This is a genomic window from Solibacillus sp. GQ1 (assembly GCF_059758555.1).
This window is the reverse complement of sequence record NZ_JCAXEX010000001.1, coordinates 1,657,647-1,680,198: the sequence shown is the minus strand read 5'-3', so window position 1 is coordinate 1,680,198 and position 22,552 is coordinate 1,657,647. Positions and strand designations below refer to the sequence as shown.

22 protein-coding genes and 2 pseudogenes are annotated in these 22,552 nt (G+C 37.6%); 16 read left to right on the top strand and 8 right to left on the bottom strand.

Going from position 1 to position 22,552, the window contains the following annotated elements; genetic code table 11:
* Window positions 1–78: 78 nt before the first annotated feature.
* A pseudogene (locus AC6CH1_RS08490) lies at window positions 79–1,430 on the top strand (amino acid permease).
* Here the strand turns inward: AC6CH1_RS08490 and AC6CH1_RS08485 are convergent.
* A complete protein-coding gene (locus AC6CH1_RS08485; protein WP_498317081.1) occupies window positions 1,412–2,041 on the bottom strand; it encodes a LysE family transporter in 630 nt (209 codons plus the stop codon). The pseudogene AC6CH1_RS08490 and the gene AC6CH1_RS08485 sit on opposite strands and share 19 nt — an antisense overlap.
* Before the next feature lie 192 nt (window positions 2,042–2,233).
* Entirely contained in the window at window positions 2,234–2,416 is a 183-nt protein-coding gene (locus AC6CH1_RS08480) for a histidinol-phosphatase (RefSeq protein WP_498317080.1), read from the bottom strand.
* A 182-nt stretch (window positions 2,417–2,598) separates the two neighbouring features.
* Between AC6CH1_RS08480 and AC6CH1_RS08475 the strand changes: the two genes are divergently transcribed.
* Entirely contained in the window at window positions 2,599–2,970 is a 372-nt protein-coding gene (locus AC6CH1_RS08475; RefSeq protein WP_498317078.1) for a YhjD family protein, read from the top strand.
* A gap of 145 nt (window positions 2,971–3,115) precedes the next feature.
* Here AC6CH1_RS08475 and ptsP read toward each other — a convergent pair whose 3' ends face one another.
* Together ptsP and AC6CH1_RS08465 are read right to left on the bottom strand one after the other, a co-directional pair.
* Complete coding sequence (ptsP, locus tag AC6CH1_RS08470; RefSeq protein WP_498317077.1) at window positions 3,116–4,801, bottom strand: phosphoenolpyruvate--protein phosphotransferase; 1,686 nt, start codon at window positions 4,799–4,801, stop codon at window positions 3,116–3,118.
* Window positions 4,801–5,064 carry an HPr family phosphocarrier protein gene (locus tag AC6CH1_RS08465; RefSeq protein WP_251687480.1) on the bottom strand — a complete coding sequence of 88 codons (264 nt, stop codon included), beginning with the start codon at window positions 5,062–5,064 and terminating at the stop codon, window positions 4,801–4,803. The genes ptsP and AC6CH1_RS08465 overlap by 1 nt, the downstream gene beginning before the upstream one ends.
* Before the next feature lie 169 nt (window positions 5,065–5,233).
* Here AC6CH1_RS08465 and AC6CH1_RS08460 point away from each other — a divergent pair, with 169 nt between their 5' ends.
* The 4 genes from AC6CH1_RS08460 to AC6CH1_RS08445 all read left to right on the top strand — a co-directional run bounded on the left by AC6CH1_RS08460 (window position 5,234) and on the right by AC6CH1_RS08445 (window position 9,622).
* Complete coding sequence (locus AC6CH1_RS08460) at window positions 5,234–5,989, top strand: DeoR/GlpR family DNA-binding transcription regulator (protein WP_498317075.1); 756 nt, start codon at window positions 5,234–5,236, stop codon at window positions 5,987–5,989.
* Window positions 5,986–6,888 (top strand): 1-phosphofructokinase, encoded by a 903-nt coding sequence (pfkB, locus tag AC6CH1_RS08455; RefSeq protein WP_498317073.1) that lies wholly within the window; start codon window positions 5,986–5,988, stop codon window positions 6,886–6,888. The genes AC6CH1_RS08460 and pfkB overlap by 4 nt, the downstream gene beginning before the upstream one ends.
* A 12-nt stretch (window positions 6,889–6,900) precedes the next feature.
* Window positions 6,901–8,811: a PTS fructose transporter subunit IIABC gene (locus AC6CH1_RS08450; protein ID WP_498317071.1), complete on the top strand. Its 1,911-nt coding sequence runs from the start codon at window positions 6,901–6,903 to the stop codon at window positions 8,809–8,811.
* A 436-nt stretch (window positions 8,812–9,247) separates the two neighbouring features.
* Entirely contained in the window at window positions 9,248–9,622 is a 375-nt protein-coding gene (locus AC6CH1_RS08445) for a hypothetical protein (RefSeq protein WP_498317070.1), read from the top strand.
* 55 nt (window positions 9,623–9,677) lie between these two features.
* On the opposite strand, the pseudogene AC6CH1_RS08440 reads toward AC6CH1_RS08445, so the two are convergent.
* From AC6CH1_RS08440 to AC6CH1_RS08430, 3 genes and pseudogenes are all read right to left on the bottom strand, one after another.
* Window positions 9,678–10,868 (bottom strand): annotated as a pseudogene (locus tag AC6CH1_RS08440) (cupin domain-containing protein).
* A 148-nt stretch (window positions 10,869–11,016) separates the two neighbouring features.
* Window positions 11,017–12,390, bottom strand: coding sequence for an MFS transporter (locus AC6CH1_RS08435; protein WP_498317068.1), 1,374 nt, complete (start codon window positions 12,388–12,390; stop codon window positions 11,017–11,019).
* Window positions 12,391–12,484: 94 nt separating this feature from the next.
* Entirely contained in the window at window positions 12,485–13,738 is a 1,254-nt protein-coding gene (locus AC6CH1_RS08430) for a flavin-dependent oxidoreductase (protein ID WP_498317066.1), read from the bottom strand.
* 192 nt (window positions 13,739–13,930) lie between these two features.
* Here AC6CH1_RS08430 and AC6CH1_RS08425 point away from each other — a divergent pair, with 192 nt between their 5' ends.
* The 6 genes from AC6CH1_RS08425 (at window position 13,931) to AC6CH1_RS08400 (ending at window position 18,808) form a co-directional block, all read left to right on the top strand.
* Entirely contained in the window at window positions 13,931–14,086 is a 156-nt protein-coding gene (locus AC6CH1_RS08425) for a hypothetical protein (RefSeq protein ID WP_251687487.1), read from the top strand.
* Window positions 14,087–14,125: 39 nt separating this feature from the next.
* On the top strand, window positions 14,126–14,410 hold the full coding sequence (locus AC6CH1_RS08420; protein ID WP_498317064.1) for a DUF3219 family protein: 285 nt from the start codon (window positions 14,126–14,128) through the stop codon (window positions 14,408–14,410).
* Window positions 14,411–14,416: 6 nt separating this feature from the next.
* Complete coding sequence (locus AC6CH1_RS08415) at window positions 14,417–15,433, top strand: LLM class flavin-dependent oxidoreductase (RefSeq protein ID WP_498317063.1); 1,017 nt, start codon at window positions 14,417–14,419, stop codon at window positions 15,431–15,433.
* Window positions 15,434–15,717: 284 nt separating this feature from the next.
* On the top strand, window positions 15,718–16,350 hold the full coding sequence (locus AC6CH1_RS08410; protein ID WP_498317061.1) for a histidine phosphatase family protein: 633 nt from the start codon (window positions 15,718–15,720) through the stop codon (window positions 16,348–16,350).
* Between the two features lie 122 nt (window positions 16,351–16,472).
* Window positions 16,473–16,778, top strand: coding sequence for a cAMP-binding protein (locus AC6CH1_RS08405; protein ID WP_427709551.1), 306 nt, complete (start codon window positions 16,473–16,475; stop codon window positions 16,776–16,778).
* Window positions 16,779–17,158: 380 nt separating this feature from the next.
* A complete protein-coding gene (locus tag AC6CH1_RS08400) occupies window positions 17,159–18,808 on the top strand; it encodes a catalase (protein WP_498317060.1) in 1,650 nt (549 codons plus the stop codon).
* 720 nt (window positions 18,809–19,528) lie between these two features.
* Here AC6CH1_RS08400 and AC6CH1_RS08395 read toward each other — a convergent pair.
* A complete protein-coding gene (locus tag AC6CH1_RS08395; protein WP_498317058.1) occupies window positions 19,529–19,852 on the bottom strand; it encodes a hypothetical protein in 324 nt (107 codons plus the stop codon).
* Between the two features lie 437 nt (window positions 19,853–20,289).
* Between AC6CH1_RS08395 and AC6CH1_RS08390 the strand changes: the two genes are divergently transcribed.
* The 4 genes from AC6CH1_RS08390 to AC6CH1_RS08375 all read left to right on the top strand — a co-directional run bounded on the left by AC6CH1_RS08390 (window position 20,290) and on the right by AC6CH1_RS08375 (window position 22,536).
* A complete protein-coding gene (locus AC6CH1_RS08390; protein ID WP_498317057.1) occupies window positions 20,290–20,745 on the top strand; it encodes an NUDIX hydrolase in 456 nt (151 codons plus the stop codon).
* A gap of 88 nt (window positions 20,746–20,833) precedes the next feature.
* A complete protein-coding gene (locus AC6CH1_RS08385; RefSeq protein WP_498317056.1) occupies window positions 20,834–21,229 on the top strand; it encodes an NUDIX hydrolase in 396 nt (131 codons plus the stop codon).
* Window positions 21,230–21,475: 246 nt separating this feature from the next.
* Complete coding sequence (locus AC6CH1_RS08380) at window positions 21,476–21,991, top strand: P-loop NTPase family protein (protein WP_498317055.1); 516 nt, start codon at window positions 21,476–21,478, stop codon at window positions 21,989–21,991.
* Window positions 21,992–22,209: 218 nt separating this feature from the next.
* Entirely contained in the window at window positions 22,210–22,536 is a 327-nt protein-coding gene (locus AC6CH1_RS08375; RefSeq protein WP_498317054.1) for a nucleoside triphosphate pyrophosphohydrolase, read from the top strand.
* Window positions 22,537–22,552 lie beyond the last annotated feature (16 nt).

Here is a 22,552-nt window from a genome sequence, read left to right as displayed (position 1 = left end):
TTAGAAGTGCTTTCATCATCTCAATAGCACATAAATCCACTTTTTTGTGGAAGGCTATTTTCATGTGGAGGTGAAGAAATGGGAAAAAAAGCGTCGGGTGCTAACGATGAAAAAGCAAATCTTACTTGGTGGCAGTTATCGCTTATTGGGGTAGGTTGTACGATTGGTACAGGCTTTTTCCTTGCGTCAAGTATAGCGATTAAAATGACAGGTCCTTCTGTTATTCTAGCCTTTATAATGGCAGCTACTGCTACGTATATTGTTTTTGAGGCTCTTGCTAAAATGATTGCATCTGATCCACAGAAAGGATCTTTTCGTACCTATGCGAAAAAAGCATACGGACGTTGGGCGGGTTTTAGCAGCGGTTGGGTTTACTGGTGTTCAGAAATATTAATTATTGGTAGCCAACTTACCGCAATTTCATTATTAACTAAGTTTTGGTTTCCTAATATTAAATTGTGGATATTCGCAGCAATTTATGCGGTTCTCGGTCTCATTGTTCTATTTATAGGAGCGAAAGCATTTGGGAAATTGGAAAGCGTATTTGCTGTGATGAAAATTGCAGCTATTTTTATGTTTATAATCATTGCAATATTAGCGCTGACAGGAGTAATTGGTGGAAAGTCAACTCCTGACATCCCGCAATCCGTGAATGAATTTTTCCCGAAAGGCTTCATCGGGTTTTGGAGCGCTCTTATATTTGCGTTTTATGCCCATGGCGGAATCGAAGTAATGAGTATAATGGCGATTCATCTTAAAAATAAAGAGGATGCCCCTAAATCGGGTAAAGTGATGCTGGGGCTGCTTGGAATTATTTATGTAACGGCACTTATATTAGCTCTATTACTGAAGCCGTATGATAAGTTCAAGGAGAGCAAGAGTCCTTTTGTTGAGGCTTTATCAGGTGCCCATAATATTGAATTTTTCCCTCATGTATTTATAGCAGCTATTATTATTGCCGGGTTTTCAACCATGTCTGCATCCTTGTTCTCAGTTACGACAATACTTGTGACAATATCAGAGGACGGAGACGCTCCTAAAATCTTCAGTAAACAGAAGAAAAAGAAGCTCAAAATGCCATTACAATTACTTTAACAACTTTGGGGCTTGTACTTTCTATCATTACGTCTTTATTACTGCCGGACAAAGTATACGAATATATAACGACTGCAGCGGCATTAATGCTACTTTATAACTGGCTCTTTATTTTATTCATATACCCGAGGTTGGTTAAGACGACTACCTTCGATAAAGTGAAAAGAATTATTGGAATATTACTAATCAGTTCAGCGGTTAGCGGAACACTATTCCATCAGACAAGTCGTCCAGGATTTTTTATCAGTTTAGTATTTCTCGCAGTAATCGGGAGTATCGTCTTTTTTATGCGAAAACGATGGAAGAAGGAAGAACCTCAAAATAATGCGTTATAAGCCTGAATCCCAAAGTAAATACCGAACCCAATCATTGCAAACGATGAGATGATGGAAATGATGTTTATAAACCCGGTAGATAATAATTTACGGGCTCCACTGGAGATAGCGGCCATTATCGTATCCCACAACATGATTCCAATGATGACGGCAAGGCTATTAATAATTATTTGATTTTCCGTACTGACTTTGTTTGTTTCTGCAAGAACTGAGCCATAGATTCCAAGCCAAAAAAGGATAGTGAGCGGATTCAATAATGACATGAGAAAGCCTGTTAATAATGACTGTCTAAGACGAGTAGTTTTTTTGTTGGATTTTAAAGCTAACTCAATTTTATGCAGAGAAAGTAAATTCTCTATCCCGGTATATGTTAGTACAAAACAGCCAAATGACCAAAGAAATACTTTTACTGGGGAGTATTCAATCACTTGGCCAATTCCGAAATAAACCAATATCATGTACAAAATATCGGCGGTTAAAGCGCCGATGCCAAAAATAAGTGCATGTAAAAACCCGTTTTTTATCCCTGTATCAAGCTGCGCTGCGTTGACAGGACCGATAGGCGCAGCTAAAGATACACCTAAAAAAATGTAAGCAGCTATTGAGTTCAATAATCGTCCTCCTTAAAATGATGTCTGTGCATCTTATTCAGATAGAGGGACTCGTACAACTATAAAAATGATTTTTATTTCAATATTTAAGCAGCCCTTTACCAGTGGGGAGGTAAAGGGCTGCTTAGTTAATATATATATGTTGGGGGATCGTTATAATAATACAATCTCCACTAAAGGGAGTCCGTATTATTACTTATTCTTGTTATTATTTTTGTTATTCTTATTGAAGTTATTGTTGTTATTATTGTTGCGATTATTTTGATTATGATTATTTAAATTTTCGAAGTTGAAATCTTCACCGAATTCAAATTCATTATTATTGTTGTTGTTGTTATTTCGCTGACGTTTAATATTAAGTTTATTATTTTCCACAGCTGTTCACCTCCTTAACAAAAGTTAGAATGGCTTAAACAGCGATGAAAAATACTCAATTATTCGATTGAAAGTTTTTCCACCAGATGGATAAATTCAATAATTTAACGCATACAAACAAGTGTTCTTGTATAGAATAGAAATAGCGGTATATCCATCAATCAGTAAAGCGAGTGGTCTATATGCATAAAGAATTCATGAAACTTAGCGATGACATTCACCGGTACATTGTACTGGAATTATTTTTAAAAACACTCGAGCGTGATAGAGATTGCATTTCCGAATTAAAAATGAGGGACGTACTGGAAGAGTGGTACGATTCCAAAATAAATGAAACCTTTCATGAATTTAAAAAGTTAAGGGACTTTTTATATAGGAAAGGATGTAAAATTGAAAAGCAAAAATCTGATGATTATATGACCTACTATTTTATATTGTTTAGGGGATACGATGAAACAAGAAGTTATGGAAACATTGCTTTACGCAACTGGGTGAGCGAGGAGATGAAACGTATATTAGGAATGAAGTACCTGACACCGGCAGATAGAAAGTAAAGTCCCCAAGCTAAAAACCTTAATGATATGATTCGTCAAGAAATCATAAGCTCGAAATATCCTTAGTAGGGGTCTCCACACTAATTGTTCGTGAAATTGAAAACCCATCCAGGTACACAAATGTACCGAGATGGGTTTGATTTGTTTAGTGCCAAATAGCGCGTATGCCTTCTGCGGTAGATTGCTGGAATGTTTGCTGTAATTTTTCTTGTAGCGCATCCTTCGATAAGCTGTTAATTTGCTTGCGCGCAGCTAAAACCGATGGGGCACTCATTGAAAATTCATCGAGACCAAGTGCGACAAGTAAAGGAATCGCAGCAAAGTCTCCGGCCATTTCACCGCACATGCCAACCCATTTCCCCTGTGCATGGGCGCTATCAATTACAAGTTTCACAAGCGTGACAATTGCAGGGTGGAATGGTTCATATAAATGTGAAATGGTTTCATTCATTCGATCAGCTGCCAATGTGTATTGGATTAAGTCATTTGTGCCGATTGAGAAGAAGTCAACTTCTTTAGCAAAAACAGGTGATAAAATTGCTGCACTCGGAATTTCAACCATGATGCCGATTTCGAAGTCACTTACTTCTACATCCTGTTCAATTAATGCTTCTTTTTCCTCATCCAGCCACTGCCTAGCTTGTCGGAATTCATCGATCGACGAAATCATCGGAAACATAATTTTTAAGTTACCAAAGCTACTCGCACGTAGTAATGCTCGAAGCTGTGTACGGAATAGTTCTTCGTTTGCGAAGCATAAACGAATTGCACGTAAGCCTAAAAATGGATTGTCCTCTTTTGGCATATTTAAATAAGGGATCGCTTTGTCGCCACCGATATCAAGTGTGCGTACCACGACTGGGCGTTCACCCATAACAGTTAAAACATCACGATAAATTTCGAACTGTTCTTGTTCAGTAGGCGCAGTGTCTCGCTCTAAATACAGAAATTCTGTTCGAAATAAGCCAACGCCTTCTGCACCTTGCTCAAGTGCTTTCTTAGCATCGTCTAAGCTCCCAATATTTGCAGCAAGTTCGATATGATGCCCATCTTTCGTTACTGTATTTTCGTGCAATAAAGCCTGTAAACCTTGGCGTTTTTCAAGTTGTGCTTTGCTAAGCGCCTCATAATGTTCAAGTTGCTCGGCCGTTGGGTTAATGAAAATTTCCCCTGTCTCACCATTCATAATCGCGATATCACCATTTTGCACTTCAGACATGATGCCAGTAGCACCGACGATAGCCGGAATTTGCAATGAGCGTGCGAAAATGGCAGAGTGCGAAGTTTTACCACCCTTTTCCGTGATAAATCCACGTGTGAATTCTGCATTCAATTTTGCTGTATCTGAAGGTGTTAGATCATGGGCCACTAATATAGTGGGTTCTATATAATCGGAAACGCTTTCATTTGTACCTGTAACTTTACGCATTAATCGTTGAGAAACGTCGTTTACATCCGCTGCACGTTCCTTCATATACTCATCATCAAGTGCTAAGAAAAGCGCCATAAATTGATTTTGAACCGCTTCAATCGCCTGTGTAGCACCACTTCCCTCTTGAATAAGTGCTTCAATCGCACCAATATATTCAGGGTCCTGTAATACAAGTAAATGTGCACCGAAAACTTCTGCCTCAGATGCTCCTAAACGTTCAGCTGTTTGGGCTTCAAGCTGCTGTAAATCGATTTTTGAATCGTCTATTGCTTGCGTTAGCTTAGCTAACTCCTGATCAGTTGTGCCAATTTCTGTTTGGTCAAGTATTGCAACAGATTCAAATTTTACGATTTTTGCAATCGAAATTCCACTTGCAGCGGCAATTCCTTGGATTTTCATTAAATCAGTCCTTGCTCTGTTAATATTGCGTCTAATTGTTGTAGAGCTACTTCTTCATCAGAACCAGTTGCTGTAATTGTAATATTTCCGCCTGCAGGTACGCCAAGTGACATAACGCCTAAAATTGATTTTAAGTTCACGTTTTTCTCACCGTATTGTAAGTAAATTTCAGAAGAGAAACCGGATGCAACCTTTACCAATGCACTAGCTGGACGTGCGTGTAAACCTTCATTGCTTTTGATTGTAAATGTTTTTTGTGACATAATAAAAACCTCCATATTTGAATGAATTTGATTGTTTTGTTGGTATAACATTAACAATTTGAACGTTTGTGAATGATATGTGATTGATTTTACAGAATTTTTCGTTTAAAATCAACTTAAAACCAATAAAAACTCCATATTTTACATTTTTATGGTGTTTAGTGAGAAGGTGAATACGATTATTTTTACAGAACGTCAACAGCAAATTTTAGCGTATTTGCGGCAATATGGTACAGCTACCTTACAACAACTTGTTGATTTTACTCATTCATCGGAATCATCAATACGTCGTGACTTAACTGAGCTTGATAAGAAGCAATTCATTGATCGTTTTCACGGGGGAGCTACTTTGCGAAACCCGATGCTTGGTGAAAAAAGCTTACTTGAGAAGTCTGTTGAATCGCTAGCTGAAAAACAGCAAATTATGCAGCTTGCAGCACAGCATATTCGTTACGGTGAATGTATTTATTTAGATGCAGGTTCTACGATATTACATCTTATACCTCATATCGCGAATAAACAGGTTAAAGTTGTGACTAATGGTTTAATGCATGTGCCACTTTTAATCGAACAAAATATTGAAACCGTTATCATTGGAGGTCAGGTGAAGGCGAAAACGCAAGCTATCATTGGATCTAAGGCAATTTCTCAGCTTCAGGAATATTATTTTGACCGGGCCTTTATTGGAGCTAATGGATTTTCAGAGGTGCAAGGCTATACAACAGCAGACTTAGAGGAAGCGACATTAAAGCAACTTGCGATTAAGCAGTCAAAGCAGGCGTATGTTGTTGCCGATCGTTCGAAATTTGGACTTAGTCAATTTGTGAAATTCGGCGATTTACATGAAGCGATTTTAATTACAGCAGGATTAACAGATGCAGAATACGAGCAAATCGATAGAAAAACGGAGGTGTTGCGCGCATGATTTATACTTGTACGTTTGCACCAGCGATTGATTACACGCCTTATGTCGATCATTTCGAAACAGGGAAATTAAATCGGACAGCTGAAGTGAATTATTTACCGGGCGGCAAGGGTATTAACGTTGCACGCGTATTAAGCAGACTTCAAACAGAAGTAACAGCATTCGGTTATGTTGGTGGTTTTACAGGTGCTTACTTAAAGCAAATTTTGCATGAGCAGAACATCAGGACCGATTTCATAGAGACAAATGAAATTACGCGTATCAATGTGAAAATTAAATCGGATGTAGAGACCGAGCTTAATGGTCCTTCACCGACAATTACTAGTGACATGTACGCGCAATTATTGAAGAAGGTAGAGTTATTAGAAGAAAATGACTGGTTTGTCCTATCAGGCACAGTGCCAGCTGGCTTTGATTTAACGGCGTTACTTAATGTACTTTCCAGCAAAGGTATCCAGCTTGTTGCAGATATTGCAGGTCAGGTGTTGCATGAAATCGTCCCGTATCGACCTGTATTGGTGAAGCCAAATTTAGAAGAGCTTGGCGACCTTTTTAATACTACTTTATTAACGGTAGACGAAGCGATTCCTTATGCGAAGCAGCTCATTGAATTAGGTGTACACCATGTCATCGTATCACTTGGGGGCGATGGAGCTTTATTTGTTAGTGCCGAGGATGTGTATTATGCAGCTGCACCAAGGGGCAAGGTTGTAAATACTGTAGGTGCGGGTGATTCAGTCGTAGCGGCTACAATCGCGATGTATTGTAATACGGGGGACTGGCAGCAGGCGTTCAGGCATGGCGTTGCAGCGGGGAGTGCAACAGCCTTTCAACTAGATTTATGCAAGCAGCAAGATATCTTAGCTCTAGTAAAACAGGTGATTGTTAAAAAACTTTAGGGGGATAGTTTTATGCGAATTACAAACTTATTAACCGCAAGCACGATTAAATTAAACATACAAGCAGCGACAAAGGATCAAATCATTGAAGAATTAGCACAAGTACTAGTAGATGCCGGCAAAGTTAGCGACAAAGCAGTGTATGTTGCGGATTTACAAGCGCGAGAAGCACAGAGTTCAACAGGTATTGGGGAAGGCATAGCCATTCCACATGCAAAGTCAGAAGCAGTTTCTGCACCAGCGATTGCATTTGGGCGCCAATTAGCAGGGGTTGATTATGATTCACTGGATGGTCAACCAGCAAAATTGTTTTTCATGATTGCGGCAAATGAAGGTGCAAATAATGATCATTTAGAAACGTTATCAAAACTTGCAACATTTTTAATGGACCCACAATTCAACGAAAAAATGATGACAGCTTCCACAAAAGAAGAAATTTTATCAGCAATTGAAGCAAAAGAAGGTGTCGAGGTGGCAGAAGATGCTCCAGTAGAAGCAACGACGCCAATAGAAACTACAATAGGCAAGCGTATTTTAGCTGTAACAGCATGCCCGACAGGCATCGCACATACATTTATGGCAGCAGAAAAGCTTCAAACAACGGCTGCACAAAAAAATGTTGCAATGAAGGTGGAAACTAATGGTTCAGGCGGTGTAAAAAATCGTCTGACATCGCAAGAAATTGCAGATGCTGACGTAATTATCGTTGCAGCCGACACGAAAGTCGAGATGGCACGTTTTAATGGTAAAAAAGTCATTCAAACAAAAGTGAGTAAAGCAATTTACGAGGTTGATGCATTAATTGACCGTGCAATTTCTGGCGATGTGCCAGTATATTCGCATGAAGGTGGCAGAGACGTTTCAAATGAGCATTCAGAGGGAACGGGCGGTTTCGAGTTTTATAAACACTTGATGAATGGGGTATCGAACATGCTTCCATTTGTTGTGGGTGGCGGTATTTTAATCGCACTTTCATTCTTTTGGGGCATCAACTCATCGAATCCGAACGACCCTTCGTACAACGAATTAGCAGCAATGCTTAACACAATCGGCGGCGGTAACGCATTCTTCCTGATGGTGCCGGTTTTAGCAGGATTTATCGCGATGAGTATTGCCGATCGTCCAGGTTTTGCACCAGGTATGGTTGGTGGTTTATTGGCCATTACAGTGACAAATGATGCAGGGGCCAACTCAGGCTTTATAGGTGGTTTACTTGCTGGTTTCTTAGCAGGTTATATTGTATTAGGTCTTAAAAAGGTATTCGAAAAATTACCTTCACAGCTTGAAGGATTAAAACCAGTTTTATTCCTTCCGGTGTTTGGTATTGGATTAACAGGTATTGCGATGATGCTAGTAAACCCTCAGCTTACGAAACTATACACGGGGCTTACTAGTTTCCTGGAAGGCTTAAGTGGTACGAACACAATTCTTCTCGGTTTATTATTAGGCGGGATGATGGCAATTGATATGGGTGGTCCGCTCAATAAAGCCGCATATACATTTGGAATCGCGATGCTGGCAAGCGGAAACTATAACATTATGGCTGCAGTAATGGCCGGCGGTATGGTTCCTCCATTAGCAGTAGGTTTAGCAACAACATTCTTTAAAAACCGTTTCACGAAGCAAGAGCGTGAGGCAGGGAAAACGGCTTATGTTCTTGGGGCATGCTTTATATCCGAGGGTGCCATTCCATTTGCGGCAGCAGACCCTGTTCGTGTGATTCCTTCATTTGTACTTGGTTCTGCAATCGCGGGGGCATTAACAATCATGTTTGACATCGCATTACGCGCGCCGCATGGTGGTATTTTCGTAATGGGTCTTGTAGACGGTGGTCTTGGGAAAGCAGCACTTTACTTAGCAGCTATTTTGATAGGTTCAGCAGTAGCAGCTGTTTCGATTGGATTACTTAAGAAAAAGGCTTAATAATCTATGCGTTGATGTTCATTAAAAGTAATTTTACTCATAGTAAACTCTCGATTGGATGTTCAGTTTTTCAAATCATTGGAATTTAAAGATATGTTTAACCGTGAATTTGAAGAGGCTTATGAGCAATTGAGTTAAATTCGAGATGAAGCTTGTGAATGTTTAAAAATAATATTAATTTCTTCATTTAGAGAGTAAACAGCTGGTCTGTATTACTCTTTTTTTATATCTTCTGCTTTATCTGTTGTAGCATTAATAAGATTTGTTCCAAATTGACGCTATGTTAACTCAAAAGGCACTAAATGAACAGATTCGTTTAATGTCTTACTAAAAAATAAAATAATTATTTATAGGCATAGTATATTACTGGATTAATAAAATGAAAGCAGGAAGAAATTGAGGTGAATTTATTTTAGAAAAACTCAGGAAAATCAATATGAAAACTGCTGTATTTATGGGGATTATTTTTTACTCTTTGACGATTTTAATCCACCTTCTTATTTTAAACAAAATTATTCCATTCACATGGGTTAATGGCGGAAGGTCTGAATCATTCGCTGAACAGCTACCAATAACTGTTATAAATATCGTTATCTCTATTATTGGAGTAGTTTTTACATTGATTGTCGGGAGAATTAAATTAAATAAATACAAAAGAGGAATAACCTTTATATGTTGGTTTTTTGTTGTACTTTGGTCCTTTGGATTTATACAACGATTGTTTGGAACGCCTTTTGAAAAAATGGTTTGTTCGTTAGTATTGCTTATTGGAGTTATCTCGAATTTGCGTTTGGCGATTGAAATAAAATAGATGTAACTAGAAAAAGACGGTTTAGAGATATTTCTAAACCGCCTTTGTGTATGAACTACTCAAAATCTTGATAAGTATACCCAGGGAATTTAACAACAGCCCATTTCTCTTTACGTAACGAGTCCATTAATTCTGGTCCTACATTTAAATTGCTACTTACGATTTGTTTAGGAACTAGCGCCATCCATTGTGTTAATGAAATATCCTCATAGTTAGGACTTTTAAATACTTCTAAATACCAAAGGGTTTCATTGCCTGTGTTTTGGATATAATGTCCATAGCAAAAAGGGATATAGCCTACATCTCCTGACCTCACATCGAAAGTCCGTGCTACTCCGTTAGCGGCGTATGCTGTCATACGACCTTGACCAGATAAGAAATACTGGAATTCATCATTATTTGGATGCCAGTGTAGTTCCCTCATTGCCCCTGGTAGAATTTCAACGAGCGCCACTGAAATTTCATGTGCCACTGGGAAATTTGTTGAATCTGCAATACGAACTGATCCTCCCGGTGAAAGAATTGGCTCTTGATCAAGCAAACTATGTGTGAAATTTCTTGTGCCGAATGGATCTGGAATTGCCACTTCCTCAATAGGACCAGGAACCTCACCTTGATAAATGTATTTTTCCTGCTTTGGAATATTTCAGAAGGCGCTCTCTGGTACCCCAAAGTTAGAAGATAGAACATCTTTTGGGGTATGGGCAAACCAGTCGGAAATTGTGAACGTATCTAAATCTGAAAACATTCCATTATCAAACATTAATAAAAATTCACAGCCCTCTTCAAGTCCTTGAATGGAATGGGGAATACCTGGAGGGAAGTACCATAAATCACCCACTCCTACATCGGCAATAAAGTTTTTTCCGTTTTGATCGACCGCTGTAATTCTTGCTCTACCTACAGTCATAAAACAAAATTCTAGCTCTTTATGCCAATGTAGCTCTCTTACGCCGCCGGGAGTTAAACGCATATTAACACCAGCGATCGTCGTAGCCACCGGCAGCTCACGCATCGATATTTGTCTCGACCAGCCACCAAATTTTAAGGTCATATTTGTATCAGAAAAAGAAAAGCGTAGATTTGGCACCGTTCCCGCATCCGTTTCCGGCGGTACAAGCATATTTGGGTTTTCTAATGCGCGTAAAATATCACGTGGCCCAGGATCAGTAGCACCTGCTCCGTCTTCACGTATCGGTTGTGGAATTTTGTCTGCAGATACCTTGAATTCAAATGGTTCAGACAAATCTTTACCTCCTATTAAAGAATATGCATCATGGCAAGTGTACGATAAAATAAGAGAAATTAGAACTGCAAACCGTCATTGAATAAAGACTGCAAAAAGCCATCTGAAAAAATCAGATAGCCATTGGTGCATGTGAATTTATCTGAAATTAAACGGAATGGGTAATTTCAGCCGTTGATGATTGAGAAGAACTTTCTGCTTCAATAGCCTCACCTGGGCGATAAAAAGCATGTTTTTCCTGAACAAATAAAATAGCGATTCCTCCTAAAAGAGCGGCTGTGCCAAGAAGAGTAAAGTTCATTTGAGCAGACAGGTTCATTGTTAAGAGAATTCCTACAAATGTTGGTGCGAAAATACCGCCAACTCGTCCAAATGCCATGGCCGCTCCCACACCGGTTGAACGAATTTCTGGTCGATAGAACTGTGATACAAAGGCATTGCTAATATTTTGCACACCAATTGATGCTGCGCCAATAATCCCAATTAATACATACGCAAGTACTGTGTTGTTTGTTAATCCAACCGCAGCTAGTGCAAGTGCCCCTCCGAAATAGAGTGGTACCATTACTTTTTTAAAGCCAAATTTATCCGTTAAACGCCCGAACGCAATCGTACCTACAATAGCTCCCATATTTAAAGCAACAACAAATAAAAGACTATTACTTAAACTATAGCCAGCTTCAACCATTAGTTTTGGCAGCCATACGTTCATCGCGTAGATAAGGACGAAACAAGAAAAGCAAGATATCCAAAACATGACCGTACTAAGTGCTAATTTATTTTCAAAAAGCTTCACAAGTGGAGAGCCTGGTGCTTTTGCTGCTGGTTTTGCTAGTACTACGTCTTGAGAAAATGACATTTCAGGGTTGAGTTTCCCAAGGATTTTCTTTACTTCTGTTTCTTTTCCTTTCGCTAAAAGGAAGTTTGCCGATTCTGGAAGCTGTTTTACTAGAAATGGCAATGCTAAAAGTGGAAGAGCGGCAATCCAGAAAATTGGTTTCCAGCCCACTGTCGGTAATAGAGACTTACTGAATAAAGCTGCTGCAATCGCCCCGATCGAATAGCCACAGAAGATAAATGAAACAATGGCCCCTCTAATTTTTTTAGGAGCATACTCCGTAGATAGCGCAATGACGTTCGGCATAACGCCTCCTAGTCCAAGACCCGCAATAACGCGAAGGATGGCAAATAGGACAGGACCTCCTGCAAAAGGAGATATTGCTGTGAAGAGACTAAACATTACGGTACAAATGATAATTACTTTTTTTCTGCCGATTTTATCGGCTAAAAGTCCAAAAATAATTGCTCCTACTGCTGTCCCAGCGGCTGAATAACTCCCAATGGCCCCCGCAGTAACAGTTGAAATCCCCCATTCTTCTATTAAAGATGGGATAACCGATCCATAGATGACTACATCGTATCCATCCATAAGAATAATAAAAAAGCACCAAAAGATAATGGAGAGATGGAAGGCGCTAAAGCGACTCCTATCAATCACTTCGTTTATATGTAAAGCACTCATTGATTAACACCTCTTTTTTAGAAAGTACTTTAGTGCACAAACGCTTCAACGCGTTTGTGCGCTAAAGTGTGACGCGCAAAAAAATTTAGTCCTTCTATTTGGCATTTAATGATTCGCGGTCAAAACCAGCAATCTTCTTATAGCGAACTGCAATTTCTTCAAGTTCTGTGTCTGAAATTATATCATCTAAGTTAGCAAAGCCGTTTGGTGCACGGTCTTCTACAATCTGCATCACCACTTCTGGACCGTTTTGGCGATTCGTTAAAACAATATTCGCTGTTGCTTCTCGTCGCAGTGCTTCATATGCTTTTAATGTTGTCACCGCATCTTGATCTTGTTGTTCCGCAATCACTTGTCCAAGGGCATCCGCATCTAAAATGGCTTGAGATGCACCATTTGAACCGATTGGATACATTGAATGTGCCGCATCGCCCAGTAAGGTGATACGTCCAAATGTCCATTGTGGCAGTGGATCACGGTCAACCATCGGGAATTCATAAACAGCTTCTGCTTCTTCAATAATTTTTGGTACATTCAGCCAGCCAAAGTCCCAGTTTTTAAAGGCAGGCGCAAATTTCTCTTTATCAATTTCTTTGTTCCAATCTGCGCGATCAGGCATTGTCTCGACATTTAATTCCGCAATCCAATTGATTAAAGAACTTCCTTGAGCAGCTGTATCTGGACAAATGGGGTAGGCAACAAATTTTTGGTCCTGGTAACCAGCCATAATCATTGAACGACCTGTTAAATAAGGTGTTGCTTCTGTAATCCCACGCCATAAGATGCGTCCGCTATATTTTGGCAGTCCTTCGTTAGGATAGAAGAATTTTCGTACAACGGAATGAATGCCATCTGCTGCAATCATAATATCTGCACGATATGTACCTAGTGATTCACCTGTTTTTTTATTTTCAAAATGAGCAGCGACGCCATCCTTCTCATTTTCAAAAGATGTTAAATGGTGACCTGTTAAAACGGCTTCTTCACCTAATTGATCCTTTACGGTCTTTAACAGGAGCATTTGTAAGCGTCCACGGTGAATCGAATATTGTGGCCATTTGTAACCAGCGTTGATGCCGCGGTCTTCTTGCCAAATTTTTTGCCCAAATTTATTCACATACATTAACTCGGCTGTCGGTAAGCCTGTCTGTTCTAGTTCCTCTGCTAAACCTAAGTCTGTTAGCACGCGAACTGAATGGGGTAATAGATTAATGCCGACTCCCAGTGCTTTAATTGTTTCTACACTTTCAAATACTTTTACAGATATGCCTGTACGGTGAAGTTTAAGTGCTGTAACGAGTCCACCAATACCCCCACCGACAATCATCGCTGTTTTAATTGTTGACAAAACAATCCCTCCATCAAGGAAAATAGAATAATCTATTTTTTCTAATTATTTTTACTATTTTACATTATTGCATATGTTTGATTTGGTAGCTAGTCACGATAGAGAATATTGTCGGAATTAAAAGATATTTATGTTAAATTTTTAAGTATAATGGAATTAGTAACTCTAAAAATACATAAGGGAGCGAAAAAAATGGACTATACTAAAATCTATAACGAGGAACTGATTGCCTTAGTAAAAGAGAAAATAAAGTCAGTCGGTGAAGTTAAAGCAGTGAAGTTTGTGAGAGAACAAACAGGAATGTCCTTAATACAGGCTAAAAAATTTGTAGATTTTTGCAACGAATAGATTGTACGTTATATAGATATTTTAATAAGGGGTGATTTTTTGGTCAGTAAAATAATGTTAGATGAAAGAGTAATTCAATTAAATAGCTATGAAGAAGAAAAAGTAAATGAGCTCTATAAAGTCTCAGTCATTTTTGACGTGACAAGTGAAGAATATCATGACATCGCAATGTTACTTTACAAAGGAACATTTGACGTTAAGATTCCTGAAAAAGAGATAATGTTCAGAGGGACGATTTATAACTATTCCACTTCTATTACAAATTTGTATGAAAAAGATCAGGTAGGACAGTATAAATTGACGTTAGTGGAAGAAAAGGACTGAAATATCATGAGATTAAGCATATTGGACCAATCACCAATCCCTTCAAATCAAACTCCTCAGGATGCATTAAATTGGTCAATGAAATTAGCGCAGGCAGGGGAAGCACTGGGATATACAAGATACTGGATTGCCGAACATCATGATTTATCTGGACTGGCATGCCCTGCACCTGAAGTGATGTTAGGCTACATAGGGGCAAACACGAATCGAATTCGGATAGGATCTGGCGCTGTTTTATTGCCTCATTATCGACCGTTTAAAGTTGCTGAAATCTTTAATACGTTAGCGACACTTTTTCCAAATCGTATTGATTTAGGAATTGGACGAGCGCCAGGTGGATCCGCTGAAGCGATGACTGCTTTGTCCGGTAACTTTATAAAAAATGTCGGGAACTTTCCTTCGTTACTGAGAGACCTCCTTCATTTTTTAGATGATGATTTTCCAACTGATAGCGAATATTCAAAGTTATCGGCTTCTCCTATACCTGAAAATCCGCCAATCCCTTGGCTCCTTGGGACTGGAAAGAAAAGTGCTATACTCGCAGCGGAAAATGGTGTGCCGTATACTTTCGGTTATTTTATGAGCGATGAAGATGGAGCTGCTATTATCAAGGAATATATTAATCGCTTTAAACCAAGAAAAGAAGGACAAAAACCACAAGTCATCCTAACTGTTAACGTTATTTGTGCAGAGACAACGGAAAAAGCCGAAGTAGTTGCAGCAAGCTTTCTCATTTGGTCTTTAAAAATGGAAAAAGGAGAAAGCCAACAAGGGGTTCCCTCTATAAGTGATGCTCAGCAATATAAACTCACTGAAAAAGATAAAGAAACATTGGAAAAAGTTAGACAAAAAATAATTATTGGTAATCCTCAGGAAGTGAAGCAGAAATTATATGAGTTGAAAACAAGATACGAAGCAGATGAAGTGATGATCAATACAATCACATATTTACCTGAAGATCGAATCCAATCCTATGAATTAATTGCGAAAGAAGTTTTTTCAGATGAGAATCGCTTAAAATAGCCCTATTTAGGCTAGGAGGTTGAATCCCCTGAAAACTAATTATAGCCATCATAAGTGAAAATTAGTAATGAACGGTCTCTTAAAGCTGAAAATCAAGGTACCCAACGATATAATTTCGTAGAGTGCCTTGCTTGATTTTAGTGTAATAAATAATTTTCACATACTGTTTTCTTTCGGTTACAAAATTTTGCTGCTAGTCCAGCTATTAAGTTAAACCATCTATTTAAGGTGTGGGGTATGCTTATATAAAAAGTCAATGGAAGTATTAATTAAAGGAGACACATATGCTAAATATCTACCTTACTCGTCATGGGGAGACTCAATGGAATATAGAAAATCGTTTACAGGGTTCAAAAAATTCACAGCTTACAGACAAGGGAATTGAACATGCTATTATGTTAGGAGATCGTTTAAGAAATATTGATTTTTCCGCAATATATACAAGCCCACTGGAGAGAGCTCTTCAAACTGCCAATTACATAAAATCAGATAAGGATGTTCCTATTTATACTATCGAAAATTTAAAAGAGATGAATTTTGGCGATTGGGAAGGCAAAACTAAAGATGAAATTGAAGCTGTAGACAATTATAAAAATGAATATCATAATTTTTGGCATATACCTCAGATGTATAACCATAAACCTCACAACGGAGAAGGGCTAATTACTTTTAAAAGGAGAGTTGAAGAGGTTTTAAGTAAAGTTATTTCTAGCAACAGTGACGGAAATATATTAATTGTTACACATGCAGTAGTTATAAAGGCCATCTTGTCATTTACTATGGACATTTCAACTGATAAAATGTGGGACCCTCCTTTTATACATGGAACAAGTCTTACAATTTTTCAATGGGATGGGGAACAGTTTAATTTTAAGATGATTGGTGATATCTCTCATTTTAAAAATGAAACAGAATAATTTTAAACTTTTTGAAATTTTCGGTTTTTAAGTATACTTTATAATGATTGGCAAATGAAACCTCCTATATATTTTACATATATAATGAACCATCACACATTCTATATATAGGAGGTGGGAATATGGGGAATAACGTTTCGAAGGCGAGTCATGGTAAAACTGGAGCTGAACTAATAAGTGAAGCATTTGGCAAGTCGCAAAACGATAGCGAAGCATTAGGTAAAACTGGAGCTGAACTAATAAGTGAAGCATTTGGTATGTCGCAAAACGATAGCGAAGCATTATTAGCACAGGCGTCAGAAGTTCAAACTACGGATATCCCTTTAGGAAAAGAAGATGTATATGCAAGGGATAGTACAACAACAACTTTGAACAACCTACATGAAGATAACACATCCGCCATTTTAGATCGAAATGGGCCAAGGTAATTATTGTAAGTAAATGAATAGTGACTTAAGGCAATTCTTCCTTTAGCGTAACAAAACTTTTTAATCCCTTAAATTAAGAGCTTATGCTTTTGTTTTAAGGGATTCCTTTATTTTTAAAATCATTATCATGCACGAATCCCTTACTCCTAAACCCCTCACTGTACTGTTTATCATAAAAACTCTAAATTTTTAGCTTCTATTTCAACCCTCCTAATACTTCAATAGCCTGTTTTAAAGTGCCCCATGAATTAACAGTACAGGTTATACTCTGGATAATTTTCATTTCTTTGAATATATACGGAGGAAATCGGGTATAAAGCATAGTGTTGTAGTATTTTTTATTAATGTTTATAAGTGAAGTATTTTTAGGAGGTTATATTATGGCAGATAATAAAGACAAACATGTTGCAAAAAAAGAAGACGGGGAACGTGAAATTCTAACAACACGTCAAGGACATCCTGTAAGGGACAACCAGAATATCCGTACGGTGGGTAACCGTGGACCAGCAACTTTAGAAAATTACCACTTCATTGAAAAAATTTCACACTTTGACCGTGAAGAAGTTCCTGAACGTGTAGTACATGCACGTGGTTCAGGTGCTTTCGGTTATTTTGAAACTTACGGTAAGGTGGGAGATGAGCCTGTAGAAAAATATACCCGCGCCAAAGTCTTTTCTGGTGCCGGTAAACAAACGCCACTTATGGTGCGTTTTTCTACCGTGGCAGGTGCAAAGGATTCGCCTGAGACTGCACGAGACCCGCGCGGCTTTGCAGTGAAAATGTATACCGAAGATGGTAACTGGGATCTTGTAGGTAACAATTTAAAGATATTCTTTATTCGTGATGCGATGAAGTTCCCTGATATGATTCATGCTTTTAAAGCAGATCCGGCATCCAACGTACCGAATCCGCAGCGTATGTTTGACTTTGTTTCACGTTCACCGGAAGCGACGCACATGATTACGTTCCTATTTTCACCTTGGGGCATCCCAGCGACATACCGCCATATGCAGGGTTCAGGGGTTAACACATATAAATGGGTTAATGAAGAAGGGAAAGCTGTACTTGTGAAGTATCACTGGGAACCAAAACAGGGCATCCGTAATTTGACACAAGAAGAGGCAAACTCCATCCAGGCTGCAAACGTAGGACACGCTACTCAGGACTTGTATGAAGCAATTGAACGTGGTGAGTATCCAGAATGGGAGCTGTACGTTCAGATTATGGAGGACGACTATCATCCAGAACTGGATTTTGATCCACTTGATGATACAAAGCTTTGGCCAGAAGATAAGTTTCCTTGGCTGCCTGTAGGTAGAATGGTACTTAACCGTAATCCGGAAGACTTTCATGCAGAAATCGAGCAGGCTGCATTCGGTACTGGTGTTCTAGTAGACGGTATGGACTTTTCGGATGATAAAATGCTGCAGGGACGTACATTCTCTTACTCAGATACACAGCGTTACCGTGTAGGCTCAAACTATTTGAAATTGCCAGTCAACGCACCAAAGGTACCGGTTCGTACAAATCAGCAGCGTGGTCAGATGGATACTCGTGATCCGAAAGAATCCGGCGAAAGCCCACATATCAATTATGAACCGTCAATGATTGGTGGCTACCGTGATGCAGGGGATAAAGCATATCCACCACATCAACCGTCTTATAATGCGGCATTAATGAGTGAGCCTATTGATCGCCCGAATAACTATGGCCAAGCTGGTGAAACGTACCGCAGTTTTGAAGACTGGGAACGTGATGAACTTATAAATAACTTATCGGATGCTTTGGCAATCTGTGACAAGCGTATTCAGGAAGCGATGTTTAATCACTTTACACAGGCTGATGAAGATTACGGCCGCCGTGTGAAAGAAGCGACTGAAAAGAAAATGAAAGAAATTGAAAAGATGGCTCAGGAAGGTAAATTACCGGGCAGAGAGTCAGGGATTTCTAAATATGGTCAGGGTACGATCGCTGCGAATGAGGCAACAAAAGATGCAGTGAAGAAAAGCCATGAAGCAGACCCGTATTAATGATTTAAAAGAACACCTTGATGGTTGTGATACATTCAAAAGGAATAGTTATAAACTATTCCTTGATTTGACTAAAAGTTAAAAAATGCAATCATGTAAAATTAAAAGACTTAAGTTTGGTAACTAACCGGGCTTAAGTCTTTTATCTTAACTGCGACTGGCAGCGGTGTTGTAGTTGCAATTATTGCAGGAATCATGGCTGTATTCAAATTCCAAACTATTCGCAGAGAAACCGAGTAAAATGACTTTTTATGCTCTGTCTTTTTTATTTTTGTTTAGGTGTGGTCAATGTAATATAAATTTCTGGCGCTTTATTTATCTTTAGAAATAACAAAACACCAATAAGTTTGATATTAAGAATAAGTAAAATTTGTATTGTAGCATGTACTTTTTATCTTTCCCGTTATTCATTTGAATTGAAGTCATTACTATTAATTTTAAAGGTAAAACTATATAATGTCTCCTAGTGAGAGGTTTGGGAAACAAAATATGTTCTTCAACAATCGCGCGCAATTCTTGAAGACGAATTGTACCATTTTCAGCAATAGGGAAGTATAAAAATTTGTATAAACAAAGTTACTCTAAAAAAGAGACAAGCGCTGTCACATCAACGCTTGTCCCTTTTTTTGCACTCCAAAACTTTGATTTGGCAACGTTATTAGATTTATTTATGTATACATTGTAAATACTTTTTCACTAAAGTACATTTAAGTGAAAAACTTACTTAACTTCAATTATAAAGACATAACTTGAACTTCCCTTTTCCCAATATGCAGAAATACTATAAATATAAACACCTTTTTCTTTTGGAACTGATAATACATTTTCATTTAATGGAGCATTTTCTACTTCATTGTTACTGAACCATATAGATGCGTTTAACGTATTCTCTAGTGGTTTACGATTAAATTTTATTTTTAATTCAGCTCCAGGTGATACAACAACGGTTTTAATTTCGTGATGTTTAATCAGATCAGGTGGAGAAATCTTATCAACACATTGTGCGTTAATAAACCCATTCCAACAATAAGAACCTTGTGCCACTTTTACAGTCTTATTTCTATTGTTATGACTGGTTTAGGTGGTTCAGAGTTAGATGCAAAATACATTCCACCTACTAACACAGCTACGGCTAATAAAGAAATTAATACCTTTTTCATACATGCCTCCTTTGTGTTTTTAAAGACGGCTTATTCCACTAAATTGCGTCATTAAAGTATAAGACACCTTCTAAATCGTTATAATTATATTTCTAGAAAGTGCTAATAAAATCCTTTAATGATTCCCAAAGCGTTGTTAGGGAATAATGTTATTCTTAACCTTGTGAACGCATAAAATTAAGAGCATTCATTGTTCAACAAAGGGCGCGATTTTTCAATAAGAAGATCGCGTAAAATACAACAAACAAATTGGATATTTGAGGTGGAAGCCAATAGGCAGGTAAGTTAATTAAATTTAATTTAGATAGGGGTATTGAAAATATGTTGAAAGCGATATCTGCTTTGCCAGAAGATAAAAGAATCGCAGGGGTACATTGTGTCCCAATTATGAAAGATGGCTCTATAGTTATGGCTTGGGACAAAGAAGAGCAATTATTGACTACTATCGGTGGAAGAATAGAAGGAGAGGAGAATATTGAAGAAGCATTAGAACGTGAGTTATTTGAGGAAGTAGGGATGACTATTAGTTCTGAGAAAATGCTGTTTGCTTCTTGGTACTGGGAATCTACTGATAGTTATACAATATGGTATTTAGTAAAAGCTGATAAATTTATGCCTTATACTTTTGATTTTGAAAAGTCTGGCTATGTAATCTTTAATTTTGAAACAGCTAAACAAATTATTAGGAAGTTGGAACCAGACAATAAAAAAAGAATCGATATCCTCAGTTTGGCATACAACAAAGCTCAACAATTCAATTTGCAAAATTCTCTTTAAGATAGATTATCTTTATTACACTAAGGACATTTCTGTAAATATATAGGAAATCAAATAATAAGACTTGAATGAAAAAGAGGTTACGGCTATGCGGGATAGAGGTTCAGTAGTAATAGTAAAAAAAGACAAAGTTGCATTAATTAAAAGAATTAGAGATAACTCGGTTTACTTTGTTTTTCCTGGAGGAGGAATAGAAAATGGGAAAACTCCAGAAGAAGGTGCCAAAAGAGAAGCATTTGAGGAATTAGGAGTAGAGGTAAAGCTCAATGAGTGTATAGCAAAAATTGAATATAATGGGACTCAATACTTTTTCTTAACTGAAATCATTAATGGAACATTCGGTACTGGACAAGGTGAGGAATACACAGATAAAGAGAGAGCGAGAGGAATATATTTGCCGACGTGGGTAGATATAAACATGCTATCGTATATTGATGTTAAACCGAGAGAAGTAGCTTTTAAAGTTCAATCCTTATTTAATTAATGAGGATTAAGTTATTCAACAATCGGGCCATATTGTTGAATAACATTTTTTCTCTGGAATGTTAGAAAAAATACAGATTTATAACGATAAATGAAGAGCTATACAAGTTTTATACAAATTAAAGATCATGCTCAGCCAGTATAAAAGCTACTTTAGTAACGTGCGTATTTAAATAATTAGAGGTAAATCCAATATTAATATTGAAATGTCTATATAACAAATTCTGCGGAGTTGGAGTTGATATTGTTGAAAAAGACAATCTACAAAAGAATACATATTATTGGGTCAGTTGGAAGTGGTAAAACAACTTTAGCAAAAGAAATATCTTCATGGTTAGATATCCCGTATTACGAATTAGACAATATAGTTTGGATAAGGCATAAGTCCGGAGATATTAGGAGAACTGACCAAGAAAGGGAAGAGTATCTAAACAGTATATTAAAATCAGACAGTTGGATAATTGAAGGGATACACAATGAAGATTGGGTAAGCAATTGTTTTCAAAATGCAGATTTGATTTTCTTTTTAGATACAAAATATTCCATAAGAACTTACCGAATTATAAAAAGGTTTTTAAAACAAAAGCTTCGAATAGAGAAAGCAAATTACAAACCAACACTAGCTATTTTTCTTAAAATGTTTAAATGGAATCGTCATTTCGAAGAAGTTGGTAAAATTAACTTTTTTAATAATTATGGCGTACATAAAGATAAGATAAAAGTTATTAATAATACAAAATGTGTTAAGAAGCACTTCAATTAACAGCTACCATATCCTAATAAGAAGGCCTGCGAAGAACAGAGAGGGTAATAGCTGTCATGTAGGATCCATCTTCAACAATTGGGCACAATTCTTATACAAAGAACAAACTGGTTATTTATGAGGGGGATATACAAGCGTTAATAAAATTTGTTATTAAAATCTTCACGAATTCAATTTTAAGAAGTAAGGTTTTAATTTACATAAAGGAGCTTAAAATTATGCCTGTATATAATAAATTAGTAAGAGATAGGATTTTAGAGATTATCGAATCAGATGGATTAGTTTATAATGCTCGAATACTAGAGTCAACTGAACTCTTAAAGGAAGTTAAGGAGAAAATGATTGAGAAAGCTAAAGAGTTTCAAGCAACAGAAACTGTTAATGAAAGCGTGGAAGAATTAGCAGATGTATTAGAATTAATACATACAGCTCTTAGTACATTAGGTGTGACATATGAGGAGCTAGATGAAGTACGGTTGCAAAAAAAGGTAAGGCGAGGTGGTTTTGAAAAAGCAATTTACTTAGTAGATGTAAAAGACAAGTGATTAGTTTCTTCAACAA